25 protein-coding genes are annotated in these 24,295 nt (G+C 65.2%); 7 read left to right on the top strand and 18 right to left on the bottom strand.

Translation table 11 applies throughout. From position 1 onward, the window contains the following. Positions 1-210 precede the first annotated feature (210 nt). The 5 genes from spoIIR to ACFPB1_RS21520 all read right to left on the bottom strand — a co-directional run bounded on the left by spoIIR (position 211) and on the right by ACFPB1_RS21520 (position 5,865). The gene (spoIIR, locus tag ACFPB1_RS21540) at positions 211-966 is read right to left on the bottom strand and encodes a stage II sporulation protein R (protein ID WP_379228168.1); all 756 of its coding nucleotides are present in this window, start codon (positions 964-966) and stop codon (positions 211-213) included. Between the two features lie 257 nt (positions 967-1,223). Further along, the gene (prmC, locus tag ACFPB1_RS21535; RefSeq protein WP_379228170.1) at positions 1,224-2,237 is read right to left on the bottom strand and encodes a peptide chain release factor N(5)-glutamine methyltransferase; all 1,014 of its coding nucleotides are present in this window, start codon (positions 2,235-2,237) and stop codon (positions 1,224-1,226) included. Positions 2,238-2,661: 424 nt separating this feature from the next. Then, a complete protein-coding gene (prfA, locus tag ACFPB1_RS21530) occupies positions 2,662-3,735 on the bottom strand; it encodes a peptide chain release factor 1 (protein ID WP_379228167.1) in 1,074 nt (357 codons plus the stop codon). 178 nt (positions 3,736-3,913) lie between these two features. Beyond that, positions 3,914-5,014: a redox-regulated ATPase YchF gene (gene ychF / locus ACFPB1_RS21525; RefSeq protein WP_379228166.1), complete on the bottom strand. Its 1,101-nt coding sequence runs from the start codon at positions 5,012-5,014 to the stop codon at positions 3,914-3,916. 128 nt (positions 5,015-5,142) lie between these two features. Further along, positions 5,143-5,865, bottom strand: a complete 723-nt coding sequence (locus ACFPB1_RS21520; protein WP_379228165.1) for a hypothetical protein — start codon at positions 5,863-5,865, stop codon at positions 5,143-5,145. A 228-nt stretch (positions 5,866-6,093) separates the two neighbouring features. Between ACFPB1_RS21520 and ACFPB1_RS21515 the strand changes: the two genes are divergently transcribed. Next, positions 6,094-6,240 carry a hypothetical protein gene (locus ACFPB1_RS21515; protein WP_177222212.1) on the top strand — a complete coding sequence of 49 codons (147 nt, stop codon included), beginning with the start codon at positions 6,094-6,096 and terminating at the stop codon, positions 6,238-6,240. A gap of 308 nt (positions 6,241-6,548) precedes the next feature. Here ACFPB1_RS21515 and ACFPB1_RS21510 read toward each other — a convergent pair whose 3' ends face one another. The 8 genes from ACFPB1_RS21510 to ACFPB1_RS21475 form a co-directional block, all read right to left on the bottom strand. Next, on the bottom strand, positions 6,549-7,340 hold the full coding sequence (locus tag ACFPB1_RS21510; RefSeq protein WP_379228164.1) for a MerR family transcriptional regulator: 792 nt from the start codon (positions 7,338-7,340) through the stop codon (positions 6,549-6,551). Between the two features lie 182 nt (positions 7,341-7,522). Then, the gene (locus ACFPB1_RS21505) at positions 7,523-8,767 is read right to left on the bottom strand and encodes a molybdopterin-dependent oxidoreductase (RefSeq protein ID WP_379228163.1); all 1,245 of its coding nucleotides are present in this window, start codon (positions 8,765-8,767) and stop codon (positions 7,523-7,525) included. Positions 8,768-8,806: 39 nt separating this feature from the next. Further along, entirely contained in the window at positions 8,807-9,967 is a 1,161-nt protein-coding gene (locus ACFPB1_RS21500; protein ID WP_379228162.1) for a HAMP domain-containing sensor histidine kinase, read from the bottom strand. Then, positions 9,964-10,704: a response regulator transcription factor gene (locus tag ACFPB1_RS21495; RefSeq protein WP_379228161.1), complete on the bottom strand. Its 741-nt coding sequence runs from the start codon at positions 10,702-10,704 to the stop codon at positions 9,964-9,966. Before ACFPB1_RS21495 ends, ACFPB1_RS21500 begins: the two co-directional genes overlap by 4 nt. Before the next feature lie 689 nt (positions 10,705-11,393). Further along, the gene (gene trxA, locus ACFPB1_RS21490) at positions 11,394-11,705 is read right to left on the bottom strand and encodes a thioredoxin (protein WP_379228159.1); all 312 of its coding nucleotides are present in this window, start codon (positions 11,703-11,705) and stop codon (positions 11,394-11,396) included. Positions 11,706-11,769: 64 nt separating this feature from the next. Further along, the gene (locus ACFPB1_RS21485; protein ID WP_379228158.1) at positions 11,770-12,195 is read right to left on the bottom strand and encodes an RrF2 family transcriptional regulator; all 426 of its coding nucleotides are present in this window, start codon (positions 12,193-12,195) and stop codon (positions 11,770-11,772) included. 97 nt (positions 12,196-12,292) lie between these two features. Beyond that, on the bottom strand, positions 12,293-13,186 hold the full coding sequence (locus ACFPB1_RS21480) for a DUF72 domain-containing protein (protein ID WP_379228157.1): 894 nt from the start codon (positions 13,184-13,186) through the stop codon (positions 12,293-12,295). 159 nt (positions 13,187-13,345) lie between these two features. After that, the gene (locus ACFPB1_RS21475; protein WP_379228156.1) at positions 13,346-14,266 is read right to left on the bottom strand and encodes a LysR family transcriptional regulator; all 921 of its coding nucleotides are present in this window, start codon (positions 14,264-14,266) and stop codon (positions 13,346-13,348) included. 173 nt (positions 14,267-14,439) lie between these two features. Here ACFPB1_RS21475 and ACFPB1_RS21470 point away from each other — a divergent pair, with 173 nt between their 5' ends. The 5 genes from ACFPB1_RS21470 to ACFPB1_RS21450 all read left to right on the top strand — a co-directional run bounded on the left by ACFPB1_RS21470 (position 14,440) and on the right by ACFPB1_RS21450 (position 20,042). Beyond that, positions 14,440-15,594, top strand: coding sequence for an ABC transporter substrate-binding protein (locus tag ACFPB1_RS21470; protein ID WP_379228155.1), 1,155 nt, complete (start codon positions 14,440-14,442; stop codon positions 15,592-15,594). Further along, on the top strand, positions 15,594-17,279 hold the full coding sequence (locus ACFPB1_RS21465) for an ABC transporter permease (RefSeq protein WP_379228154.1): 1,686 nt from the start codon (positions 15,594-15,596) through the stop codon (positions 17,277-17,279). The genes ACFPB1_RS21470 and ACFPB1_RS21465 overlap by 1 nt, the downstream gene beginning before the upstream one ends. Beyond that, complete coding sequence (locus ACFPB1_RS21460) at positions 17,276-18,466, top strand: ABC transporter ATP-binding protein (RefSeq protein ID WP_379228153.1); 1,191 nt, start codon at positions 17,276-17,278, stop codon at positions 18,464-18,466. Before ACFPB1_RS21465 ends, ACFPB1_RS21460 begins: the two co-directional genes overlap by 4 nt. 33 nt (positions 18,467-18,499) lie before the next feature. Further along, positions 18,500-19,153 (top strand): metallophosphoesterase, encoded by a 654-nt coding sequence (locus ACFPB1_RS21455; RefSeq protein WP_379228152.1) that lies wholly within the window; start codon positions 18,500-18,502, stop codon positions 19,151-19,153. A gap of 259 nt (positions 19,154-19,412) precedes the next feature. Continuing rightward, the gene (locus ACFPB1_RS21450; RefSeq protein WP_379228151.1) at positions 19,413-20,042 is read left to right on the top strand and encodes a DsbA family oxidoreductase; all 630 of its coding nucleotides are present in this window, start codon (positions 19,413-19,415) and stop codon (positions 20,040-20,042) included. A 112-nt stretch (positions 20,043-20,154) separates the two neighbouring features. On the opposite strand, the gene ACFPB1_RS21445 is transcribed toward ACFPB1_RS21450, so the two are convergent. The 4 genes from ACFPB1_RS21445 to ACFPB1_RS21430 form a co-directional block, all read right to left on the bottom strand. Next, a complete protein-coding gene (locus ACFPB1_RS21445) occupies positions 20,155-20,763 on the bottom strand; it encodes a YjgB family protein (RefSeq protein WP_379228150.1) in 609 nt (202 codons plus the stop codon). Between the two features lie 198 nt (positions 20,764-20,961). Next, positions 20,962-21,285, bottom strand: coding sequence for a DMT family transporter (locus ACFPB1_RS21440; RefSeq protein WP_379228148.1), 324 nt, complete (start codon positions 21,283-21,285; stop codon positions 20,962-20,964). 26 nt (positions 21,286-21,311) lie between these two features. Beyond that, a complete protein-coding gene (locus ACFPB1_RS21435) occupies positions 21,312-21,695 on the bottom strand; it encodes a DMT family transporter (protein ID WP_379228147.1) in 384 nt (127 codons plus the stop codon). Between the two features lie 6 nt (positions 21,696-21,701). After that, on the bottom strand, positions 21,702-22,298 hold the full coding sequence (locus ACFPB1_RS21430; RefSeq protein ID WP_379228146.1) for a TetR/AcrR family transcriptional regulator: 597 nt from the start codon (positions 22,296-22,298) through the stop codon (positions 21,702-21,704). A 417-nt stretch (positions 22,299-22,715) separates the two neighbouring features. On the opposite strand from ACFPB1_RS21430, the gene ACFPB1_RS21425 reads away from it, so the two are divergent. Next, positions 22,716-23,045: a YnfA family protein gene (locus tag ACFPB1_RS21425; protein WP_379228145.1), complete on the top strand. Its 330-nt coding sequence runs from the start codon at positions 22,716-22,718 to the stop codon at positions 23,043-23,045. A 433-nt stretch (positions 23,046-23,478) separates the two neighbouring features. Here ACFPB1_RS21425 and ACFPB1_RS21420 read toward each other — a convergent pair whose 3' ends face one another. Then, positions 23,479-24,261 (bottom strand): SDR family oxidoreductase, encoded by a 783-nt coding sequence (locus tag ACFPB1_RS21420; protein WP_379228143.1) that lies wholly within the window; start codon positions 24,259-24,261, stop codon positions 23,479-23,481. Positions 24,262-24,295: the final 34 nt, after the last annotated feature.

The raw sequence follows: 24,295 nt of genomic DNA, 5'->3' as shown, positions 1-24,295 counted from the left end.
ATTTGCCGTAAGCTTCCTTCAGATTCCGCCTCGCGGCGGACACCCTTGCTTTTGGCTAACGGTAGGCGTTCGCCAGCCCCCGTTCGGGACTTTCACCCTAGAGATGACGCCCATGCTGGGCGTACACTGAAAAGGCTCACGCGCCCCGGCGGCGAGTGAGCCTTTTCGATCTATTATGAAAGGCGAAACGCGCGAGCCGCCCCTTCCGCCCTAAAACAAGTGCTTGAAGAAGCTGAAGATCGATTGGAGCAGCTCCCACAGGAAAAACTTCACTTCCGGCTGCTTGACCGCGCCGTCCTGCCCCGCCGGCTTCGCTTGCTCGCCCTGCGCCGCGTTCGTCTTCGCGCCGGCATCCTTCGCGCCGCTCTGGCCGCCGTCCGCCAGGGCCGCCCTGTCCGCCTGTCCCTTGACCGCCGCCGTCGCGACGCCCGCCGATGCCGGAGTCGACGCTTCTCCGCTCACGGCGTCCACGAAGCAGAGCGGCGGGAAGAGCACGCACCACCAGTTCTGGCCGGCGCCCGCCCCGAGCGTGACGCGGAGCGCTTCGTAGTTGCCGGCCGGATAGACCTCGGTGCCGTAGATCTTCGTCGGGAACGGGACGACGCCCAGCTCCGCTTTGAACCCGTAGTCGAAGCCCCGGGCGGCGAGCTTCGCCGCGATGACGGCGTCGATATCGCCCAGATGCGCGCGGATGGAAGCGCGGGCTTCGCCGATCGTCTGCGGGCCGGAGACCCACGTGTTCATCTCGTCGACGATCGCGTCGCGCACTTCGCGCTTGACCGCTTGGTCGAGCGCGCTGTCCGAGTTGGCGAGAATGCGGAGGCGGATGGATTCCGACGGAATGCCGCCGCCGGCGATCGCCGCGTCGGCGCGCTGGTTCTCCCAGCTCATGAGCAGGACGGCGGCGATCAGCAGAACGTACCCGTAGACGGGACGGTAAGGAAAACGGGAATAAGTGCGAATCATGTTAACACAAGCTCCTTTGGGCACCCGTCGGTGCGTCGGCTTGCGTTCCGGAACGATGATAGTCCCATTATGTCCGCGCGCGGAGCGGTTTAAACCTCGCAATCTCGTGAAAACGGAATGAAAATAGCACGGTTCTCATAGAAAAAAGACGCCCTTTCGGACGTCTTCGGCAGGCCGATATCGGCGCGGCTGCCGCTTGGCTTAAGCGGCGCCTCCTCGGGCTCTTTCTCTATGAATCTCGCTTCCCGATTCAGGCGCTATTCGACCGCGAGCACATGCCGGTCGATGCCCGCGTAGTCGGGGATGATCCGCACCTCGCGCCAGGCGCCGATGCCGCGGAGCAGATCCGCGACGGCCTGCGCCTGGCCGATGCCGAGCTCGAAGCCGACGATGCGCGGCAGAGCCGACAGCCGCGCGAGCTGCTCCGCCATGCGGCGGTACGGCGTCAGGCCGTCGTCGCCGCCGTCGAGCGCGAGCCGCGGCTCGTGGTCGCGCACCTCCGGCTGCAGGCCGGCGATGTGGCCCGCCGGGATATACGGCGGGTTGGAGACGAGCACGTCGATGCGCAGGCCGGCGGCGCCCCCGGCCGCGTCATCGCCCTCCCCGGGCCGCGGCTGCGCGAACGGCCCGAGCAGGTCGCCCTGCACGAACATCATGCGCGCCGCCGCCCCGTGGCGCGCCGCGTTCGCGCGGGCGACCGCGAGCGCGTCCGGCGACAGGTCGGACGCGCACACCCGCCATCGCGGACGCAGCGCCGCCAGCGTCACGCCGATGGCGCCGCTGCCCGTGCCGACGTCGACGACCGTCGGCCCGGCAGCCGGGCTCCCGCCGCCGGGTCCCGTGGCGGCGGCAGAGGGCCCGTCCGGCGGCGTTTCACCCGCCGCCGCCGGCCAGAGCCGGTCGGCCGCCTCCAGCACGGCCTCCACGAGCAGCTCCGTCTCCGGCCGCGGAATGAGCACGGACGGCGACACCGCGAACGGCAAGCCGTAGAACCACTGCTCGCCGATCAAGTACTGCACCGGCTCGCCCGCCGCCTTGCGCGCGAGCAGCGCCTGCAGCCGCTCCCATTGCTCCGCCGGGAACGGTTCGTTCCAATCGCGCAGCAGCTGCGCGCGCTCCAGGCCGAGCACGTGCAGCACGAGGAGCTCCGCGTTGTTCCGCGGCTCCAAAATATTCCGCCCGCGGAGCTGCTCCGCCGCGGACCGGCACACATCCCCCACCGTCAGCGACGACAGCGGCTTGAACACCGTCCGTCCGGCGCCGTCGGGCAGATCCTTCGGCGGAAATCCGGCACCGGCCTCTCGGACGCCGCCGGCCGCAACGGCCGCATCAGCCGCCGCCTGACCCATCCCGCCAGCAACGACCTCCGTCCCTGGACCGGAGCTCGGTTCATCATGCCGCTCGCGTTCGCCTTCCGGCTCGCCGCGGTGCTCCGCATGCCTGCCCGCGGCAACCCCCCGTTCCGGCGCGTCGCCCGAACCGGCATGCCGCACGGCCGCCTCTTTCTCCCCTGCCCGAGCTTCTCCCGCGGTTTCCGGCCCGTCCGCTCCCATTGCCGCCCGCTCATCCCGTTCCGGCATATCCGCCGCCCCTTTCCGTACCTGCTCTTCCTGCTCGCTGCGCCGCCGTTCAAGCGGCAAAAACGGGAGCACCCTCAGGCTGCTCCCGTCCATTCGAATCCATGATTGCCCGCGCTTACGCGAGGTTCTCCCGCTCCAGCAATTCCGTCCGCTCCGTGAGCGTCAGGGCGTTGATGATTTCCTCCATGTCGCCGTTCAGCACGGAATCGAGCTTGTGCAGCGTCAGGCCGATGCGGTGGTCGGTCACTCGGCTCTGCGGGAAGTTGTACGTACGGATCCGCTCGCTGCGGTCGCCCGTGCCGACCTTGCTCTTGCGCTCGCCGGCGTACTTCGCTTCTTCCTCCTGGCGCTTCATGTCCGAGATGCGGGCGCGAAGCACCTGCAGCGCCTTGGCTTTGTTCTCATTCTGCGACTTGCCGTCCTGGCACTGCGCCATGATGCCCGTCGGCACGTGCAGCACGCGCACGGCGGATTTCGTCGTGTTGACGGACTGGCCGCCCGCGCCGCTCGAGCAGTACGTATCGACGCGGATGTCCTTGTCGAGAATCTCGACCTCGACCTCTTCGACCTCCGGCATGACCGCCACCGTCGACGTGGACGTATGGATCCGGCCGCCGGACTCCGTCACCGGAATGCGCTGCACGCGGTGCGCGCCGCTCTCGTACTTCAGCTTGCTGTATGCGCCCTTGCCCGACACCATGAAGATGACCTCCTTGAAGCCGCCGAGATCGCTCTCGTTCGACTCCATCAGCTCCACGCGCCAGCCTTGGGCATCGGCGAACTTCATGTACATGCGGTACAAGTCCGACGCGAACAGCGCCGCTTCGTCCCCGCCGGCCGCGCCGCGGATCTCGACGATGACGTTCTTGTCGTCGTTCGGGTCCTTCGGCAGCAGGAGTACTTGAATCTCGGCCTCCAGCTCCGTCTGGCGCGCGCTCAGCTCCTCGATTTCCATCTTGACCATGTCGCGCATGTCGTCGTCGAGCTTCTCGTTCTGCATGAGCTTCGCGTCTTCCAGCTGCTCGGTCACTTGCTTGTATTCGTTATATGCCGCATAAACGGGCTGTAAATCGGACTGCTCCTTGGAGTAGTCGCGAAGTTTCTTCGGATCGCTGGCCACGTCCGGATCGCACAACAGCTCGCTCAGCTTCTCGTACCGGTCGGCGAGTGCCTGTAAACGGTCCAACACTGTCATTCACCTCAATAAAATGGTTTTTAGAATTTATCCAAACCTTCGTCTTCTTCTTAGTATATCATACAGTTGCGCATTCCATAAACGTGACAATTCTGGGTGGCCGGAATTCGGCACGCCCCTACGCACATGGCGAAAAGGACCCGGCTGCCCGAGTCCTTCCTCCCCGTATCCACTAAACGTTGAAACGGAAATGCATGACGTCGCCGTCCTGCACGACGTATTCCTTGCCCTCGAGGCGCAGCTGGCCGCGCTCCTTGGCCGCGTTCATCGAGCCGGCCGCGACGAGATCGTCGTAGGAGACGACCTCCGCGCGGATGAAGCCGCGCTCGAAGTCGGTGTGGATGACGCCCGCCGCCTGCGGCGCCTTCATGCCCTTGCGGATCGTCCAGGCGCGCACTTCCTGCACGCCGGCCGTGAAGTACGTGTACAGGCCGAGCAGCTTGTAAGCCGCGCGGATCAACCGGTTCAGGCCGGACTCCGTCAGGCCGAGCTCCTGCAGGAACATCTCCTGCTCCTCGCCTTCGAGCTCCGCGATCTCGGATTCCACCTTCGCGCTGATCGGCACGACTTCCGCGCCTTCAGCCTTCGCAAACTCGCGCACGAGCTCGACGAAGCTGTTGCCTTCGGAATTCGCCGCTTCGCCCTCGCTGACGTTCGCCGCGTACAGCACCGGCTTCATCGTGAGCAGGTGCAGGTCGCGGATCACGACCTTCTCCTCTTCCGACAGCTCGACGCTGCGCGCCGGCATGTCGTTGTAGAGCGCTTCTTTGACGCGCTCGAGCGTCTCGACCTCGAAGGCGATCTTCTTGTCGCCGCCCTTGAGGTTCTTGCGGGAACGCTCGATCTTGCGGTCGACGGAGTCGATGTCCGCCAGGATCAGCTCGAGGTTGATCGTGTTGATGTCGCCGATCGGGTCTACCTTGCCGGAGACGTGCGTAATATTCTCGTCCTGGAAGCAGCGCACCACGTGCACGATGGCGTCAACCTCGCGGATATGCGCCAGGAATTTGTTGCCGAGGCCTTCGCCCTTGCTCGCGCCCTTGACGATGCCCGCGATGTCGATGAATTCGAAGGCGGTCGGCACCGTGCGGTTCGGCACGACCAGCTCCGTCAATTTATTCAAACGCTCGTCCGGCACTTCGACGACGCCGACGTTCGGGTCGATCGTGCAGAACGGATAGTTCGCGGACTCCGCGCCCGCTTGCGTGATTGCGTTAAACAGCGTCGATTTGCCCACGTTCGGCAAGCCGACGATTCCAGCCTTCAAAGCCATTGCCGTACACCCCTGTTCCGTAAATAAACAATCTCACGCCATTATACCCGATGCGCCGCGGGATTGAAAGGTTGTTTCGCCCCGAGGCGCGCGGCGGAGGGCCGGAACATTCAGGCAGCGGAAAGGGCCTACATCACCGGGAACGACAACAACGCCATCAGCAGCGCGTACGCCGCGATCGCGCTGCCCGCGAATGCGAACCGGCGGCTTCGGGCGACGCCGGCCAGCTCCATGCCGGCCGCGACGTTCGTCGCGAGCGCCGTCAGCAGCGCAACGGCGAGGAGGAAGAAGGAGAGGCGCAGAGCAGCGAACGCCATCAGCCCCGCCGCGACGAAGCTGGCGGCGAACAGGTACTGCGAGCCGCCGATGACGGTCAGCAGCGCCCGGAGCGGCGGCCTGCGCGCGCCCAGCCAGCTGCCCGCGAGCCACAGCGCGAGGAAGAGAGACACGAGCGAGATGAGGGCCAGACGGAACAGCTTGCCCGCGAGCAGCGAGCCGATCGCGTCCGTGGCCCCGGTCATGCTCGCCAGCCCGGCGAAGCCGCCGAACAGCCCGCCCAGCATCGCTTCGAGCTTGGTCCCGACCATCCAGCCCCATAGGAGAAAGCCGAGCCTCGCCGCCGCCAGGCCGGCCGCGCCGTAGATCCAGTCCCTGTCCGGCTCGAGCTCTTCGGCCCGCTGCGGGTTGCGGAGCAGCTCCAGCATCCGCCGGTAATCCATGCGCTTGAAGCCTTGACGGCCGTTTTCCAGCCGCCGCCGTCCTGCCGGGCGGGCTTGCCGAAGCCCGATGTCTCCGCGCAGACATGCGCGTCCCCGTCGTAAAGGTTGTCCGCAAAACATGCATTGATTCATAGTCCAAAAGCCTCCTGATTTCATCAAGTATCACGATTTAATGCCATAAATAGACATTTTAGCCCAGTATATCGGATGCATATTGTCGAAATTTGTCTAAATTGGGGCTTTATAAAAAATTTAGGTGCACCGCCGATTCCGCGCCCGCCGCGTCTTGTTCGGCCAAACGGCCGGTTCGCATGCGCCGGCTGCCGGGCGCGCATACTACGTCTCGGAGGTGACCGCGCCATGGAAAACAAAACGCACGAGGGCAACTATAAGGGCACGACGCACATGAAAGCGAAGAACCAGGACATGGCTTTCGTCAACGACGTACTCGAGGACGCCAAGTCCGTTACGAATTACAGCAGCGTGAAGAAGAAAACGGACAAATAACGCTGCCCCGGCGGCCGGTGCGAGCCCGCGGGCCGGCCTTTCCGCAAGCGGGCGGGGCGAGCCGGGACGGCCGGCGTTCCCGCGGGCGGGCGGCCGCGGTCTGCGCCGGCGCGAACCGCCCGTTGTTCGTTTCTCCGGCACGGGCGCGCTCGAAAAAAAGGTGCCTTCCCGCTGCCGCGGGAGGCACCTTTCGCCGTATATTCATCTCCGCGCGCATGCGCGAGCTTTCATTCGCGCTCGCCGCTTCCGGATCGCCGCTTCCCAGCGCCGTCATTTGCAGACGCTAGGTGCAGCCTTTATTCGCGGCTTTAATCGCGGCTTTCATCCCGCTTCTGCCCGAAGTCCGCGCCGGTATAGATCCGAATCGCGTCACGCAGAAATTCCGCCGTTCCCGGCTGCTTCGCATCGTAATACGCCTTGAACCGGTCGTCGTCCACGTACATCTGCGCCAGGTTCGCGTGCGCCTCCTTGCTGTAGCCGTCCCAGTGGAATGTCAGCCACTGCCGGTGCAGGTCCGCCGCCTTCTGGGCGAGCGCGCCCGCCGGATCGCCCGTCGCGAACGCGTCCGCGAGCGTGTCCGTCACTTCCTGCGTCAGCCGGTTGAGCGCCTCGTGCTCCTCCCGCGTCATCCCTTTCAGCTTTGCGTTCGAGCGGTCGATGGCGTCGTGTCCGTACTTCGCCCGCACTTCCTTCCCGTATTTCCGTTCGTTCTCGTCGATCATCCGCTGCTTGAAGCCTTCGAACTTCTCCTGATCGCTCATGTCCGTTCTCCCTTCGGCCGATGCGATCGTCTTCTCCACGTTCGCGATGAGCGCATCGAGCTGGTTTCGTTTATCGAGAAGCTGCTCCCGGTGCCGCCGCAGGGCTGCCGCGCCGTCGAACGCCGGATCGTTCACGATCGCCTTAATGCTGTCCAGACTGACGCCAAGCTCCCGGTAGAACAAAATCTGCTGCAGCTTGTCGACCTCCGCCTGGCCGTATATCCGGTACCCCGACGAGTTCGTCCTGGCCGGCTTCAGGATGCCGATCTCGTCGTAAAATCGCAGCGTCCGCGTGCTGACGCCAGCGAGCCTGCCCAGCTTTTGCACGGTGTATTCCATGTTCAAACCTCCCGACACCCTCACTGTACACCTTGACGTAACGTGAATGTCAAACGCGTTTTCCGCGGAAATTTTGAAAATGAAAGAGCGGTCAGCTCCAGCCGCGGAACCGCTAGACAACACAAAAGCCCGGCGCGTGCGCTGCGCCAGGCTCCATCTGATTCGCCCTCCATTCGCTTCCCCTATACCCAAGCGTCGTTCGAATAGCCGCGCTGCTCCCAGTAGCCGATATGGTCGCCGTCGATCAGCTCGATCCGGTTCAGCCACTTCACGGACTTGTACGCGTACATCTTCGGCACGACGAGCCGCACGGGCCCGCCAAGGTCGCTCGGGATCGGCTTGCCGTCGTGCATGACGGCGACGAGGACGTCGTCCATGTTCGCCTGCTCGAGCGTCAGCGCGTCCGTGTACACCTCGTCGCCGGAGTAGAACTTGACCGTCTTCGCGCCTGGCTTCACGCCCGCGAGCTGCAGAAAATCCTTCAGCTTGATGCCTTCCCACGTGTTGCTGTACACCGACCAGCCCGTCACGCAGTGGAAATCGCTCACCTGCACCTGGCGCTTCAAGGCCACGAACTGCTCCCAGTTCCACTGCTGCTTGCGCTCTACCAGCCCGTCGATCGTGAACGAGAACGTCGTATTATCGAAATGCGGAATCGGCGTCACCGTGTAAATGCGGAAGGAGCCCTTGCTCCCGCCTCCGATCGGCGGACTCGAGGCCGGCAGCGGCGCCGGCGCCGGAAACAGCTTGTTGGCGTCCGTCGCGGCCGCCTCTTCGTAATTCGTGCCGGCGGTCAGCTGGCCGCCAAGCCACTTCAGGAAGGACGGCCCCACCGCGATCGCGATGCCGGCGCCCACCGCCGTCTTGATGAACGCCGCGCGCGACATGACGGCGGCGGGCTTTGCCGCGGGATGCATGCCGGCGCCCGCCATGGTCTGGCCCTCCCGCCCGGTCTTGATCGTGCGGCGATGGGGCTCCTTGAGCCATTTCAGCCGCGTGACGGAATGGTAGATGATGTACGGCAGGCCGACCCACGTCAGCAGGTCGTGAATCCACAGCGCATTGCCGGCCGCGCGCGGGCCGGCGAGCCGAAACTGCCAGAGCAGCAGCCCGGAGATCAGCCAGCCGACGAGCAGCGCCAGCACGATGACGACATTGGCCTTCTGCGCCGTTTTGCCTCGCAGCTGCTTCCAGTGCTTGCCCGCGAGCAGCAAATAATAGACGACCGGGACGAGCGACGCGATGCCCACGACGATATGGACGTAACGAATAACGACGCGGCCCTCGCCCAGGATGCCCCGCCACAGGCCTTGGAACAGAATCAAGCCCGTAAACGCCAGCACGACGACGATCCAGCCGTTCCACGTATGCAGGCTCGCCAGCTTCCGCCCGTAGCCCTTCCTCATCTTCTTCAGCCATTCCGCCATGGGATCGGCCTCCTTTTCACCAGCATGCGCATGCCATGATTAAACGTTCGTTGCCGCGCTTTCGGTTCGAGCGTTGCGCGCGTCCGCCTGCGCGCCGCCCGCCGGGCCGCCGCGGCCGGCCGGAACCGTGAACCAGAACGCGCTGCCGGAACCCGCGCCCCCGGACGGACCGGCGGCGTTCCCGTCCTCGACCCCGATGCGGCCGCCGGCCTGCTCCGCGAGCGACTTCGCGATCGCGAGGCCGAGCCCCGCGCCGCCGCCGTCGCGGCCGCGTGCGCGATCCGCGCGGTAGAACCGCTCGAAGATCCGCGCGCGGTCCTCCGCCCGTACGCCCGCGCCTTCGTCGGCGACGCTCACGCGCACCATGCCCCCGTCGGCGGGCTGCCCCGCGATGCGGATCAACCCGCCGGCCGGAGAGTGGCGCACCGCGTTCTCGATCAGGTTTTGCAAAATCCGCGTCAGCGATTCCGCGGCGAGGCCGCAGACGAGCGGCGCGTCCGGCAGCGACACGTGCAGCCGGAGCCCCCTCGCGTCGAGCGACGGCGCGAAGCGCGGGAGCAGCTCGACGAGCACGTCCTCGAGCACGCACGGGCCGGCCGCGGTCCGCGCCATGACCGCCAGCGATTCGGGCAGAGCGGCATTCGCGGCGTCCAGCGTGCTGATCTCGAACAGCTGGCGGATCAACGTCCCAAGCCGGATGCTCTCGCCGCGGATCGTGGCGATGTAGCGGCGCTGCGTCGGCTCATCCTGCACGATGCCGTCCTCCAGCGCCTCCGCGTAGGCCTGCAGCGACGCGAGCGGCGTGCGCAGGTCGTGCGCCAGGTTCGCGACGAGCTCGCGCCGCGCCGCCTCCGCCGCCTGCAGCTGCCGGAAGCTCGCCTCGAGCCGGCCGCCCATCTCGTTGAACTGCCCGGCGAGCGTCTTCAGCTCCGCCGGCCCGACGAGCGGGACCCGCGCGCCCAGATCGCCGTCCGCGATGCGCGCCGAGCCTTCGCCGACCTGCCGGACGGCCGCTTCGACGGGCCGCACGAGCAGAAAATGCAGCAGCGCGGACAGCAGCCCCGCGCCGAGCGAGGCCAGCGTGAGCCAGATCAGCTGCCGCTCCGAGAGCAGCATGTATTGGTACAGAAACACGAGAATGACGACGATGAGCAGGATACTCACCGCGTTGGCGAGCAGCAGATAGACGCGCAGCCTCATGGCTGCCCCTTGGCGTCGAACTTGTAGCCGATGCCCCAGACGGTCTTGATCCAGCGCGGCTCGGAGGGCGCCGGCTCCAGCTTCTCGCGCAGCCGCCGGATATGCACCGTCACCGTCGTCGTGTCGCCCTCGAAGCCGATGTCCCAGATCAGGCTCAGCAGCTGGCTGCGCGAAAATACCCGTCCCGGCGAACCCGCCAGCGTCAGCAGCAGGTCGAATTCCTTCACCGTCAGCTCCGCGTCCGCCCCGTCGACCGCCACCCGGCGCTCCGCCGGATAGATCGCCAAGCCCTCGAACGTCAGCACGCCGGCCGGCTGCCGTTCTTCCGGTGCGGCGGCGCCGGAAGCGCCGCGAACCGAACCGCCCCCGGACCGCCCGACGCGCCGCAAAATATTGCCGACGCGCAGCACCAGCTCCCGCGGACTGAACGGCTTCGTCATATAATCATCGGCGCCCATCGTCAAGCCCAGCAGCCGATCCAACTCCTCGCCGCGCGCCGTCAGCAGCACGACCGGCACATCGCTGCGCGCCCGCACCGTCTCGCATACCTGCCACCCGTCGACCCGCGGCATCATCACGTCCAGCACGAGCAGATCCGGATCGTGCGCCTCCCACAGCCGAAGCGCCTCCTCCCCGTCCTGCGCGACGAGCACCCGGTAGCCCTCCCGTTCCAAGTAGCGCCGGCACACGTCGGTGATGTTGCTTTCGTCGTCGGCGATCACGATCGTCCCGTTCACCACGCCGCCTCCTTCCGCCCTAGCCGCTTGTTCTTAGTCTTAGTATACCTCTCCATGGGCGGGAAGCGAACTCCGCCTTGCCTCCCCGCCAGCATAGCCCAAGAAGGTAACCGAAGAAGAACGAAAAGATTACGAAAGTATTAAATCGGTCGGAAAGGGGAGCGCGAGGCCGAGCCGCGCAGCGGCGAAGGCAGTTGGCGAGGCAGTCGAGGGCAGCGAGACGCGGCGAGCCGGGCCGCGCAGCGGCGAAGGCAGTTGGCGAGGCAATCGAGGGCAGCGAGACGCGGTGAGCCGGGCCGCGCAGCGGCGGGGAAGTTGGCGAGGCAGTCGAGGGCAGCGAGACGCGGCGAGCCGGGCCGCGCAGCGGCGGGGAAGTTGGCGAGGCAGTCGAGGGCAGCGAGACGAGGTGAGCCGGGCCGCGCAGCGGCCGGGCGGCCGGGCGGGCGGCGATAGCCGGCCGCCCGCAGGCGAAGCCGGCCCACGCAAAAACGGGGCGAGACGAAGGAGAGCGACCTTGGTGCGAAGCACCACGGGAGCAATCCTTCGTCTCGCCCCGGATTCCGGGCCGGCGAGCCCCCACCCTGGGGGGAGGGGGGCCTAAGCCCCCAAACCATCCGCGCGAAGGTATTGCGAATGGATGCGACTTTGGTGCGGAGCACCACGGGAGCATCCATCGCAAAACCGAAGCCTCAGATTTGGTTTTGAATCTTCGACTTCAGCGAATCCTTCGACTGCAGGCCGACCATTTTGTCGACCGGTTGGCCGTCCTTGAACAGGATCAGCGTCGGGATCGACATTACGCCGAATTGGGAAGCCAGTTCAGGCTCTTCGTCGACGTTGATTTTGCCGATGTTCGCCGTGCCGGCGAGCTCGCTGGACAGCTCCTCGACGATCGGAAGCTGCATTTTGCAAGGTCCGCACCAAGGGGCCCAGAAGTCGACGAGCGTTACGCCGCTCTCGATGCTTTGGTTAAAGTTGTCTTTCGTCAATACTTGTGCCATGGTCAATCATCCTTTCTACAGATAAGTTCGAAGCTATGGGAAGGGATAACCCGTCTCACCGAAGCTAACAGTCGCTGCATTCCTTAATCTGGCCCAAGACGTCGGAAATGGTAATTCCGCCGAAATAAGCCTCCAGCTGCTTCTCCGCCTTGCAGAAAATCCCATCCATGACTTCCCGCATATTGGAGCCGACGACGCAATCCATGTCCGGATCGCCCGAGCACCAGCTCGGAATAACGGAGCCTTGGGCCATGAGCCGATAGATGTCGGCCAAATTGACGACCGCCGGGTCCAACGTCAGCCGGTACCCGCCGCCCGCGCCCTCGCGCGTATCGACGTAACCGCCCCGCTTCAAGCAGCTCATCACTTTCCGGATGCGGGCCGGATTGGTCGACACGTTCTCGGCGATGGCTTCGCTCGAAGCCATGCGCTCCGGCACGTGCGCCAAGTATACCAAACTGTGGACGGCGATCGTAAATTCGCTGTTCATGGTGGAAGGTCACCCCGCTTTGTACTGTAATCATATCAGTTACAGTTGAACCTGTCAACGGCGGTTACCCGATTATTTTGCAGGGAAACGATCGGTTCTATTCCAGGTCGAACAGCTTGAGCTGTTCCGGCGCTTCCCTCAGCGGCGCAAGCGCGAAGCTGCCCCGCGGCGGCAGCTGGCCGAGCATCGCCATCAGCTGCAGGGCGTTATCTGCGGCATCCCCGCCGGAATTGTTGTTGAACAGCACGCACACCTCGCTTGATAACCGCTCCAGCCGCCGCAGGCGCGCCGCCCACTCGGCCAGCTCCGCCTCGCCGTACCGGTACAGGTAGCGAACGTCCCGCCAGTCCGGCCGCCCCGCCGTCACCCAGCCGTCCGAGTTGCGGCCGTGGAACCGCACAATCGTCATCGCGTCGTCCGTCGCCGCCTCCACGATCGGGATCGATCCGGCGCCGGCCTGCGGCTCATCGCAGACGGTATGGATCCAGCCTTCGCGCCGGACGAAGGCAAGCGTCTTGTCCGTCATGCCGTCCGCGTACCAGCTTTGGTGGCGGAACTCCAGCGCGCAGGGCGTATCGCCCATGCGGGCTTTGGCGGCGCGCAGCATCTCGACGCTCCGGCGCGTGCAGTCGAACCACGGCGGGTACTGGAAGAGCACGGCCAGCAGCTTGCCCGCCGCGCGAATCGGAGCGATCGCCTCGAGGAACGCCGCGAACATCGCCTCGTCGCTCTCGTACGGCCGGCGTCCGCCGCGTCCGCCGCGGTCGTGGCCGGTCATGCCCTGGTACGCCTTGATCACGAACCGAAAGTCCGCCGGCGTCTCGTTCGCCCATTTTTCCAGCACGGAGGCCGCCTGGATCGCGTAAAAGGTACTGTCTACTTCTACTACTCGAAACCATTGCGCGTAAACCGGCAGTTTGCCGCGCGACACGCCCGCCTCGCGGTACAGCTCGGAGTGATCGCCCCAGCCGCACAAGCCGATGTCGATCATGCCCCCGCCTCCTTTCGGCCTCTCGTCCCTTCCCTGTTACCAGCATTGCCCGATGGACCGGAATCGGAATCATCCTCGCCGGGATTTCTTCCAGCAGACCGCGGCGCGTTCCATGGCCTCCACCTGCTTCGGCTCCGCGGCATCCGCCTGCCGCCCGCCTCAGCCGGGCGCCGCGAACGCCGCCGCGCCCCGCTCGTGCAGCAGGTATTGGATGAACGCGCGAACCTGCCGGGAGATCTGCTCTTCCTTCCGGTAGACGAGGCAGATATGCCGCCGGTTCGCATGCCGCGGCAGGTCGCGCAGGACCAGCTCGCCGGACTCCGCTTCGCGCAGGACGCTCCGCTTCGGCAGGACGCCGACCCCGATGTTGCATTTCACCGCTTCCTTGATCGTCTCGATCGCCCCGAGTTCCATGAAGGATTTCCAGACGAGGCCGAAGCCGGCGGCCCATTCGTCGGTCAGCTTGCGCGACGTCGAGCCGTCCTCGTGGAGCAGGAACGTCTGCGTCTGCAGATCCGCCGCGGTCAGCTCCTCGCGCCGCGCGAGCGGATGCGCCGGGGAGAACGCCAGCTGGAGCTCGTCCTCGAGCAGCTGTTCCATCACCAGTCCTTCCAGACGATCCGACGGCAGCGAGACGACGGCCGCGTCGATCTCGTACTTGCGCAGCATCTCAAGCAAGCTGCCCGCCTTCTTGACGGTGAGCTGGATGCGGATGCGGGGATGCCGCCGGCCGAATTCGGCCATGTACGGCGGCAGGAAATACGTCGCCGGCGTATAGCTCGCGCCAAGCTTCAATTTGCCCTCGCCCTTGTCCCGCCGCTCCTCCATCATCGTCTCCACTTCCTCCATCAGCGACACGATCCGCCTGGCGTACGGCAGCAGATCCGCCGCGTTCTCGGTCGGGTAGAGGCTCCGCGCGGGCTTGTGGAACAGCTTCACGCCGAGCGCCTCCTCGAGCTTCCGCAGATGAAAGCTCACCGTCGGCTGCTTCAAGCCGAGTTTCGCCGCCGCCTCCTGCAGCGTCCCGCCGCCGCACACCTCCACGAATACCCGCAGCTGCTGCACATTCATGCCCATCATCCCTTCGTTTCGCCCGCAGGTTGCCCGCTCTCTCCGCTTAATATAGATGATATCTATGTTTATATCAATATATATAGATGACACTTCATAATAACTAGACATGCCGTTAACGTTCGTTTGATACTTCCTGCCTACACTGAACATAGACCATTTGACGGAGGAGAGAAAACCAAATGAAACTCATGAACGGCAAGTCCGGAATCGCTGCCACGCTGCTGCTGCTGTCGATCGCCGCGACGGCGTGCGGCCAAAGCAGCAACGAAGCGAACGGCGGCAGCGCGGCCAACGCCGACGCCGGCGCGAACGCGGCGGGCGGCACGAACAACGCGGCGGCAAACGGCGCGGCGGATGCCGCGAACCAGCCGGCCGACGCGGCGAATGACGCGGACGGGGGCGGCAAAGGCACGCTGACCGTCTACCTGAACGATTTCGACGATATCGTCAAACCGATGTTCGAGGCGCAAACGGGCTACAAGCTCGATATCGTCAGCGGCAACGGCGCGGAGATCATGTCCCGCATCGAAGCCGAGAAGGGCAACCCGCACTGGGACGTCGTCTGGATGGACGCCATGCCGTCGATCAGCGGATTAGACAAGCAGGGCGAGCTGCTCACCGGCTGGACGCCTGCCAATTCCTCCGGCCTGACGGACTTCGCGAAATCCTTCGTGCCCGCGGACGGCTCCTTCTACCCGACCGGCACGCACGCCGCCGGCGTCATCGTTTATAACAAGAACGAGATCAAAGCCGAGGACGCGCCGAAAACATGGGCGGACTTCGCGAACGCCAAATACAAAGGCCAAATCGGCATGGCCGACCCGGCCGTCGCGGCGCCGGCCTACCCGTTCGTCTCGTGGTTCTTCCAGGACAAGGGCATGGACGCCGGCAAGGACTACTTCAGCTCGCTGATGAAGAACGGCCTGCACGTCTATCCGAAAAACCCGAACGTCGTCGAAGCGCTCAAAGGCGGCGAGATCAAGGTCGCGGCACTGCAGGAGAGCAACGCGTACGTCATGAAGGCGCAGGGCGACCCGATCGACATCGTCTGGCCGGAGGAAGGCGCACCGGGCTCCGTGCGCGTGGCCGCCATCCAGAAGGACACGAAGAACCCGGACGCGGCCAAAGCGTTCGTCGAGTTCCTGCTCGACCCGAAGACGCAGCAAGCCCTGATCGACAAAGGCGACGAAAGCTACTTCGAGCCGTCGGTGACCGGCGCCCAGGCGAAAGCCGACCGTCAGGCGAACGCGAAGCTCGTCGTGGCGAAGCCGGATTGGGCCGCCGATAACGAAGCCGCCATCAAGCAGTGGTTCTCCGACCAGTCGGTGAATTAATGTTCGCCCGCTCCACGGACGGCCGCCTCGGATGGCCGATAACGCTGCTGCTGTTCATCCTCGTGCTTTTCCCGCTGGGAGCAGTCATCGTACAGGTGCTGCTCCCCGGCATCTTTTTCGGAAGCCTGAAGCTCGGCGACTGGCGCATCCTGTTCGAGATCGCCGAGCGGCCGCTGTGGCAGAAGTCGCTGCAAAACTCTCTCGTGCTGGCGTCCGGCACGACGATTCTCGCGACGGCGCTCGGCGGCGTATTGGCGATGACGCGCGCCAGCCGGGCGTTCCCGACGGCCAGGCTGCTCGACGCCGCCGTCTGGGTGCTGCTCATCACGCCGTCGTTCATCCTGTCGCAGGGCTGGGTCATGTTCGCTTCTCCGAACGGACTGGCGGCCTCCGTGTTCGGCGCCCATTGGGTGAACGCGTTCATCTTCAGCCCCGCCGGCCTGATCGCGGTCATGACGCTCAGCAAATTCCCGCTCGCCTACCTCAGCGTCTACTCCGCCATGGAGTGGAAGGTCGATTCGCTGTCGCAGGCCGCGCGGCTGAGCGGCGCTTCGCCGTTCACCGCCTGGCGGACGGTGCAGGCGCCGCTGCTGCTGCCGGCTTTCCTGGCGGGCGCGGCTCTCGTGTTCATGGACACGATCGGCGACTTCGGCCTGCCGGCCTCGATCTCGGCCGTGTACCGGTTCCCGACGCTGCCGTATTCCATCTACTCGGCGATCTACACGTCGCCGATCCGGTTCGACATGGCCGGGGTGTTGTCGTTCTACCTCGTCGTGCTGATCGGCGCGGCGATGACGCTGCAGTTCTACGCGATGCGCCGCTCGCGGTTCGACTTCCTGTCGGGCCGCGCCGAGCGGCTGGTGCCCCAGCCGGCCGGACGGCTCAAGCTGCCGCTGGCGGCGGGCAACACGCTGCTGCTGCTCGTTATCCTGGGCATTCCGGTCGGAACGAACGTCTGGACGTCCTTCGCGAAGACGGCGAGCGGCGGGATCAAGCCAAGCAACTGGACGCTCGACAACTACGTGTCGCTGTTCGGCGACGGCCAGCAGCTGCTGAAGGGGCTCGGCCACTCGCTGCTCATCGCGGCCGGCGCGGCCGTGCTGGCGCTCCTGATCGGCCTCGGCGTCGCCTACATCCTGACGTACTCGGACTTCCGCTTCAAGCGGTTCGTCGAGACGATCTCCATCCTGACGCTCGCCGTCCCGGGCGTCGTGCTCGGCATCGGCTACATCTTCGTCTGGAACCAGCCGTGGCTCGAGAAGGTCGGCCTGCTGCTGTACGGCACGCCGTGGATTCTCGTGCTCGCGTCGGTTGCCGGCGCGATCCCGATCATTACGCGGATGCTGGTCGGCGCCATGGCGAAGGTGCCCGTGCAGCTGCTGACGGCGGCTCAGCTGTACGGCGGCTCGTTCTTCGGCCGCATCCGCGTCATCCTCGTGCCGCTCATTCGCGGCGCCCTGCTCTCGGCGGCGCTGGCGGCGTTCGGCTCGGGCGTGTTCGACCTCGCGGTCAACTCGATCCTGTTCCCGCCGAATTTCCTGACGCTGCCGGTGTCCATCAACAAGGCGTTCGAGGATTTGAAGTTCGGCTACGCTTCGGCCGCGACGGTGTTCGGCTCCGTCGTGGTCATCGCGATCATTCTCGGCCTGGAGCTGCTGCTCCGGCGCAAGGAGGTTAAAGCATGACACCATCCGCATCATCCGCGGCCGCCGCACGCGAACGCGTGCCGGCGCCGTATCGAGCCGCCGCCTTGCAGCCCGCGCCGTCAGAGGCGCCGCTGCTCTCGGCCCGCTCCCTGAGCCGGAGCTACGGCGCGTTCCAAGCCCTGAAAGGCGTCTCGTTCGACATGCAGCCCGGCGAAATCATCAGCGTGCTCGGCCCGTCGGGCTGCGGCAAATCGACGCTGCTGCAGCTCGTCGCCGGCCTGCTCCGTCCGGACGGCGGCGAGCTGCTGCTGAACGGCGCGGTCATCGCCTCCTCCCGCACGATGCTGGCGCCGGAGAAGCGCGGCGTCAACATGGTGTTCCAGGATTACGCGCTGTGGCCGCACCTGTCCGTCTACGAGAACATCGTCTACGGCCTGAAGCGCAAGCGGATGGCCCGGGCCGACATCGACCGGACGGTCGGCGAACTGCTGGAGCTGCTCCGGCTCGGCGGCCTGGAGAATCGGCTGCCGCCGGAGCTCTCCGGCGGCCAGCAGCAGCGCGTCGCCATCGCCCGCGCGCTCGCCACGCGGCCGCAGCTGCTGCTGCTCGACGAGCCGTTGTCGAACCTCGACATGCGCCTGCGCGTCGAGATGCGCACGGAGATGGCGGAGCTGTTCCGCAGGCTCGGCACGAGCGTCTTCCACGTGACGCACGACCCTGAGGAGGCGTTCGCGATGGCGGACCGCCTGCTCATCATGCGCGGCGGCCAGATCGATCAGATGGGCTCGCCGGAAGAATGCTACAACCGGCCGGCCAGCCGGTGGGTCTGCTCGCTGCTCGGCGGCATCAACAGCCTGAAGGGCGAGCCGGCGGTGCTGCCGGACGGATCGGCCGCGCTGCGGCTGCCCGGGGGCGGCCGGCCCGTCCGCGGCCTGTTGCCGCGCGGCGCCGGGATGCCGGGCGATGCCCGCGCGGAGCTGATGTTCCGTCCGGAGGACGCCGAGCTGACGGCGCTCGACGAGGCGAATCCGGCCCGGGAACGGCCGAACGGCCTGCCGGTGACCGTCCTCGGCAGCTTGTTCGAAGGCAAGCATTGGCGCTGCAAAATCGAATCCGACTGCGGGCAGCGGCTGTATCTGCTGCACGAAGGCCCGCTCGAGCCGGGCAGCCGGCAGTGGCTGGCTATTCCGGAAGTTTCCGCGTTCCTGTACCCGGAGGCGGATTAGAGAGAGAGAGAGAGAGAAAGGAAGAAGAAGGTAGTGTCTCCTAACGCGATCGCACCGTCACGCTTGCTGGCCATCTCCGACATCCACGGCTGCGAGAACGGTCTCCGGCAGCTGCTCGCGGCCGCCGAATACGACCCTTCCCGCGACCGCTTGATGCTGCTCGGCGACTATATCGACGCCGCCCTTCCCGACACCTACGGCACGCTGCCCTACATCCGCGAGCTCGTACAGCAAGGCGCGTGCGCGCTGCTGGGCAATCACGAGCTGAAGCTGCTCCGGCAATACGATTATTCGCCTGTGCCGGCGGCGGAAGCGGCTGAATGGAGCGGCTGGATTCGGAGCCTCCCCCGCTACCGGGTGGAGGACGGCTATCTGTTCGTCCACGCCGGCATCCGGCCGGGCGTCGGCCTGCACAGCCAGACGCTCGCGGATTTGACCGAGATCCGCGACGATTTCCTGAACCACCCCAACGATGCCGATTACACCGTCGTCTTCGGCCATACGCCGACCTTCAAGCTCGGCGCGGGGCCGGGCAAGCTCTGGTTCGCCGAGGGCAAGATCGGCATCGACACCGGCGCGAAGCACGGCCACCGGCTGACGCTGCTCGACGTGCACAAGCGGATCGGGTATTGGTGCTCGACCGGCCCCGCGGCCAAGGGCGGCGCGGTGCACAAATCCTTGTATTGAAGCCAAGCGACTCCATCAGACACGCACACCCCTTCCGGAAAGCGAAGGCGGCTCTCGGGCCGCCGGCTGCTGCCGCCAAGGGGTGTTCGGCATTAGTGGTCGGCGTTTCGCCCAGCCTGCCGTCATTTGGCATCGTTCCGGTCCCGGCTTGCTTGATTGCCCGATCTGCATTAGCATGAAAGGAGAGCTTTCGCGCGCGAGCGCCCTAGACGGCGAGCCGCCGTCTCCACTTCATCTCAGGAAAGGTTGTCGCGAACGCATGCATATTGACCTCTACTCCGACGTCGCTTGTCCTTGGTGCCGCATCGGGAAGCAGAACCTGTCCCGCGCCCTCGCGCTGTGGGCCGAACAACACGACGAGCACGTGACCGTCGCCTATCACGCGTACCAGCTCGACCCCCATTTGCCGGCGGAAGGCCGCGCTTTCGACGAGGCGATGATGCGCAAGATGGGCGGGCCGGAGTCGCTGAGGCGGGTCGTGGAGCATGTTACGAAGGCGGGCGCGGAGGTCGGCCTGACGTTCCGGTTCGACCGCGTCCGCAACATGCCGAACACGCGCCTCGCGCACCGTTTCGTCGCGCTTCTGCCGGAGGACCGGAAGGATGCCGCGGTCGAGGCGCTGTTCAAAGCGTATTTCGAGGACGGCGAGGACGTGACGGCGCTGACGACGGTGCTGGCGATCGCCGAGGCGCTGGGCGTGGACGCGGCCGGGCTCGAAGCGCGGCTTGCGCGCGGCGAGGGCGGCGACGAGGTCGAGGCCGACCTCAAGCGGGCGCGCCGGATCGGGGTCACGGGCGTGCCGTTCTTCGTGTTCAATAACCGGTACGCGCTGTCCGGCGCCTATCCGGCAGAGGAGCTGCTCGGACTGATGGGCGGCGTGCGGGTGTAGAAGCGCGCGGCCGGCACGGCGGAACCTGCAAAAAAACACCGTTCCTCCCGGCTGCCGCCGGCGGGGAACGGTGTTTCTGTTTTTCGTCAGACTGGCAAAAATCAGGGGCGGATTACTTCGCGGCCGCTTTCGCCGAGTAGACGTTGATATGGTCGATGTGGGCGACTTTGCCTTTGACGACCGTGCCCGGGCCGACGAATTTCAGCTCGTACGCCGCGGACGGGTGGTAGATGTAAATTTTGTCCGTGCCGTTCCAGCGGACTTCCTTCGGCATGCCGAGCGTCTGGATGACGGACGTGAACGTCAGCGACTTGATGCCGACCGAACGGTCGACCGATTGGCCGAAGTTGCGCAGATCGTAAATGATGCCCGCTTTATTCACGCCGAAGCCGTACGCGCCTTGGCCCATGCCGAAGTTGTACAGCTCGTAATGGTTGCCTTTCTGGCCGCCGCCCGTCTCCGGCTGGCCCCATTTGTTGTGGACCGCGGAAATCGGCGTTTTGCCGGCGATAGCCTGCAGACCCGGGATTTGACCTTTTTTCGCCAGGTTATGGATCGTCTTGATGTAGGCGCTGCCGGTCTGCGCGCTCAGGCTGGCGCTCGCGGCTTTCGCCGCGCTGGCTGCGTTGGCTTGCGTGCCTGCCGCGAAGGTAACGGCGCCTGCCGTGATAAGTCCTGCCAGGGCGAGTTTGCCCCACGTTTTCCAAGCTGGTCTGTTCATTGTTGCGTTCATGCTATATTCACCTCTTCGTAGTAGTAGGGACAAGGGACGTTATCGGCTTACAAGCTCATCTTACCCGGGATGCGGGCGGGGTGCGTTACAAAAGCGTAACGAAACAGTAACAACAAAGTTACGACGGACGCGGCGACGCGCCCGATGCTTGATGCGCCTCAGACGGACGCAAAAAAGCGGCGGGCTTCAGTGCCCGCCGCCGACGATTTTAAGTCCTGCGACCCCAACGATGATCATGCCGATGAAGAGAAGCTTGCGTTTGTCCCGCGATTCGCCGAAGAGCAGCATGCCGAGGATGACGCTCCCCACCGAGCCGATACCCGTCCAGATGGCGTACGCCGTGCTGATCGGAATCGCCTGCAGCGCGCGCGACAAACAGTAAAAGCTGACGAACCCCGATGCCAGGGCGAGCAGCGTGCCTCTCCAATTCTTGAAGCCGTCCGACAGCTTCATGCCGGTGACGCCCCCGACTTCCCCGAGTCCCGACAGCAATAAAAACAGCCATGACACGGCCGATCCTCCCCCCTCTGTAGCGCTTAGTCCGCGGCCGTTTCCGCGCCGGGCTTCGCCTTCCGCTTGGCCGCCTCTTCCCCGGCTTCCGACCGCCCGGATACGACCTTCAGGCCGACGATGCCGCCGACGAGCATCGCGATGAACAGCAGCTTCGGCACGTTCACCGGCTCATCCAGCACCGCGATGGACACGATGACCGTGCCGACCGAGCCAATGCCCGTGAACACCGCGTACGCCGTGCCGATCTCGACGCGCTTCATCGCTCGGGCGAAGCAGAAGAAGCTGGCGGCCAGGAGCGCGACCGTGACGACGCTCGGCAGCCATTTCGTAAAGCCCTCCGACTCCTGCAGCCCATACGCCCAGGCGACCTCCAATCCGCCCGCGATCAGCAAATACAGCCATGCCACGATGCGTCACTCCTTCCCGTCCGGCAGCGCCAGCCGGAGCGCGTCCTGCAGACAGCTCCAGACCAGCGACTGGCGGCGCCGGTATAATTCAATATCGTACAATTTATGTTCCACCAGCAAGCCGTCCGCCAAGGCGTAAAAGAGCGCGAGCAGCCGCTCCGCCTGCTCATCGCCGAAGCCGCCCGGCCCGGCGCACTCATGAAGCAGCCGCAGCATGGGCACGGTAAAGACATGCTCGTACGCGATGAATGCGGTGCGCAGCCGATCCTCGAGGTTGCGAGGCGGCATGAGCATCGTCCGCTTCAGGAACGATTGACCCTTCGACAGGCCGTCCAGGTCGGTTAGAAACCGGAACGCAGCATAGAAGCGCTCCCGCGGCGGCTGGTCGGCCATGCCGGCGAGCAGCTGCACGAACTTATCGCTCTCTTCGTGCACGGCGTCCTCCAGCAGCTCAAGGAAGAGCTGCTCCTTGGACTCGAAATGCGCATAGATCGACGGCGTCTTGATGCCGACGGATTTGGCGATCTCCGACAGGGAGACGCCCTCATAGCCCGATTCCGCGAACAGCGCCAGGGCGGCTTGCTTGATGCTCTTGGCGGTCATGGGATCCCTCCTCCGTATCCAAGCGGGCGAGCAGGTCTCATATGGCGGACATACTTGCCTAACGAACGTTAGTTAGTCCCTGGTTATGATAGCGTGGTGCGACGGGGCCGTCAAGGGTTAAATATGGCAGCGGGCGGGTACATCGGTGCCAAGCCGCGGGTTTTCGTGAATGTACCGTACGTGGTACCGTACATCAGCGCCAAGCCGCGATTTCCCGTGAATGTACCGTACGTGGTACCGTACATCGGCGCCTAGTCGCGAAACAAAGCAGTCCGGTGTGTGCCATAACCTTCCTATGCTCCGTTGTCTGTCCCCTTTTTCCGTCTAGCGCGCGAACTTCGCTGGTAATGCCGTTCTAATTATGGTATGACGAAATTACAAAAAGTCCGTCCCCGTGCACGGAAAGGAGCGGTATGCATGATTTTGGCCATCGTCTTGTTCATCCTGGCCGGCCTCGCGGAGATCGGAGGCGGCTATCTTGTCTGGCTGTGGCTGAAGGCCGCCAAACCGCTATGGTTCGGCATTGCCGGCAGCCTCATCCTCGTGCTGTACGGTATCATCCCGACGCTCCAAAGTTTCCCCTATTTCGGCCGGGTCTATGCCGCGTACGGGGGCGTGTTCATCGCCCTCGCCGTGCTGTGGGGCTGGCTCATCGACCGCAAGGCTCCGGACCTGTACGACTGCCTCGGCGCGGCGGTATGCCTGATCGGCGTGTCGATCATACTATGGGCGCCGCGGCACGGATAATCCCCTCGCGCCTCCGGCCTGGATCGGCCGGAAGACGGCGTGCCCCTCGCACCGCCCACGCCGATAGGCTTGCTGCCGGCGTTCCCTATGAACAGCTTCCCCGAGCCGGCGCCATCCCTCCTGATACCCGGCGAGTGACCGTATCGCGCGCCGCGCCTGCCACGCCGCCGCTCTAGACGCGCTTGCCAGCCCAACGCCAAAAAAGACCGATTCCGGCTCCTGCCGAAATTCGGTCGTTTTGGGACGTTCGGGCGGTTCGGATGCGGCACCGGGTTGGCTCTGGCGTCCTTCTGAATTCGACTCCAGATCGGCTCCGGCTCGGCTCCGGATCTGGCCCAGAATCGAATCCGAGCCCGGGTGCCGGGCCGGTATCCCCGCCGGGCCGGCTCCGGCCGATCCCGAAAGCGGCCGCACCGCCGCCCCGCGCGCGCCCTCAATTGCCGTCGATGTCGTATGAGACCAGCGTCAGGCCGCCGTCGACGGAGAGCACTTGGCCCGTGATGAAGCCGGCTGCCTCGCTCGCCAGGAACAACGCGACGCCCGAAACGTCCTCCGGCTGCGTCAGCCGGCCGAGCGGGGTGCGGCGCGTCACGTTCGCCTTGAACGTCTCGAAGCGCTCCTTGGCATAGAAGCGCACGGAATCCGTTTCGACGACGCCCGGCGAGATGGCGTTGCTCGTAATGCCCTTCGGGCCGAGCTCCGCGCCCAGGTAGCGGGTCAGCGACTCCAGCGCCGCTTTGGCCGAGCCGATGTTGGAGTAGTTCGGCAGCGTGAACTGGCTGCCCAGGCTGGACACGGTGATGATCCGCCCCGGCCGGCCTTCCATGAGCGGCACCGCGCGCTGCACCGCGTGCAGGACGCTCTTCACGATGACCTGGTACGTCCGGTCGACGTGGTAATCTTTCGTCTCCATGATCGGCTTGAACGCGGTCGCCGCGGCGTTCGCCATGAAGACGTCGAGCGCGCCCCATTCGCTTGCGATCGTATCGAACATGGCGTCGATCTCCGCCGACGACTCCAGCTCCGCCTTGCAGACGAGCACGTGCCCGCCATAGCGCCGCGCTTCGTCGGCCGTCTCCTTCGCCGCTTCCTCGTCCCGCCGGTAATGGATGGCGACGTCCGCGCCCGCCTTCGCGAACGCGAGGGCGGTCGCCCGCCCGATGCCCCGCGAGCTGCCCGTAATCAGTACCTTCTTGCCTTTAAACGATTCCGTCACTGCTATCGCTTCCTCTCGCACTCGTTATCGATCC

Source organism: Paenibacillus sp. GCM10023250, from assembly GCF_042653205.1.
Classification (GTDB): domain Bacteria; phylum Bacillota; class Bacilli; order Paenibacillales; family Paenibacillaceae; genus Paenibacillus_Z.
The sequence above is the reverse complement of the archived record's forward strand: the minus strand, read 5'-3'. Positions and strand labels throughout refer to the sequence as shown.

Excerpts from the sequence above, each read along its gene's own strand:
- spoIIR (WP_379228168.1), bottom strand. The coding sequence starts at position 966 with ATGATTCGCACTTATTCCCGTTTTCCTTACCGTCCCGTCTACGGGTAC.
- ychF (WP_379228166.1), bottom strand. The coding sequence starts at position 5,014 with ATGGCTTTGAAGGCTGGAATCGTCGGCTTGCCGAACGTGGGCAAATCG.
- ACFPB1_RS21520 (WP_379228165.1), bottom strand. The coding sequence starts at position 5,865 with ATGAATCAATGCATGTTTTGCGGACAACCTTTACGACGGGGACGCGCA.
- ACFPB1_RS21515 (WP_177222212.1), top strand. The coding sequence starts at position 6,094 with ATGGAAAACAAAACGCACGAGGGCAACTATAAGGGCACGACGCACATG.
- ACFPB1_RS21510 (WP_379228164.1), bottom strand. The coding sequence starts at position 7,340 with ATGGAATACACCGTGCAAAAGCTGGGCAGGCTCGCTGGCGTCAGCACG.
- ACFPB1_RS21505 (WP_379228163.1), bottom strand. The coding sequence starts at position 8,767 with ATGGCGGAATGGCTGAAGAAGATGAGGAAGGGCTACGGGCGGAAGCTG.
- ACFPB1_RS21500 (WP_379228162.1), bottom strand. The coding sequence starts at position 9,967 with ATGAGGCTGCGCGTCTATCTGCTGCTCGCCAACGCGGTGAGTATCCTG.
- trxA (WP_379228159.1), bottom strand. The coding sequence starts at position 11,705 with ATGGCACAAGTATTGACGAAAGACAACTTTAACCAAAGCATCGAGAGC.
- ACFPB1_RS21485 (WP_379228158.1), bottom strand. The coding sequence starts at position 12,195 with ATGAACAGCGAATTTACGATCGCCGTCCACAGTTTGGTATACTTGGCG.
- ACFPB1_RS21480 (WP_379228157.1), bottom strand. The coding sequence starts at position 13,186 with ATGATCGACATCGGCTTGTGCGGCTGGGGCGATCACTCCGAGCTGTAC.
- ACFPB1_RS21475 (WP_379228156.1), bottom strand. The coding sequence starts at position 14,266 with ATGATGGGCATGAATGTGCAGCAGCTGCGGGTATTCGTGGAGGTGTGC.
- ACFPB1_RS21470 (WP_379228155.1), top strand. The coding sequence starts at position 14,440 with ATGAAACTCATGAACGGCAAGTCCGGAATCGCTGCCACGCTGCTGCTG.
- ACFPB1_RS21465 (WP_379228154.1), top strand. The coding sequence starts at position 15,594 with ATGTTCGCCCGCTCCACGGACGGCCGCCTCGGATGGCCGATAACGCTG.
- ACFPB1_RS21460 (WP_379228153.1), top strand. The coding sequence starts at position 17,276 with ATGACACCATCCGCATCATCCGCGGCCGCCGCACGCGAACGCGTGCCG.
- ACFPB1_RS21450 (WP_379228151.1), top strand. The coding sequence starts at position 19,413 with ATGCATATTGACCTCTACTCCGACGTCGCTTGTCCTTGGTGCCGCATC.
- ACFPB1_RS21445 (WP_379228150.1), bottom strand. The coding sequence starts at position 20,763 with ATGAACAGACCAGCTTGGAAAACGTGGGGCAAACTCGCCCTGGCAGGA.
- ACFPB1_RS21430 (WP_379228146.1), bottom strand. The coding sequence starts at position 22,298 with ATGACCGCCAAGAGCATCAAGCAAGCCGCCCTGGCGCTGTTCGCGGAA.
- ACFPB1_RS21425 (WP_379228145.1), top strand. The coding sequence starts at position 22,716 with ATGATTTTGGCCATCGTCTTGTTCATCCTGGCCGGCCTCGCGGAGATC.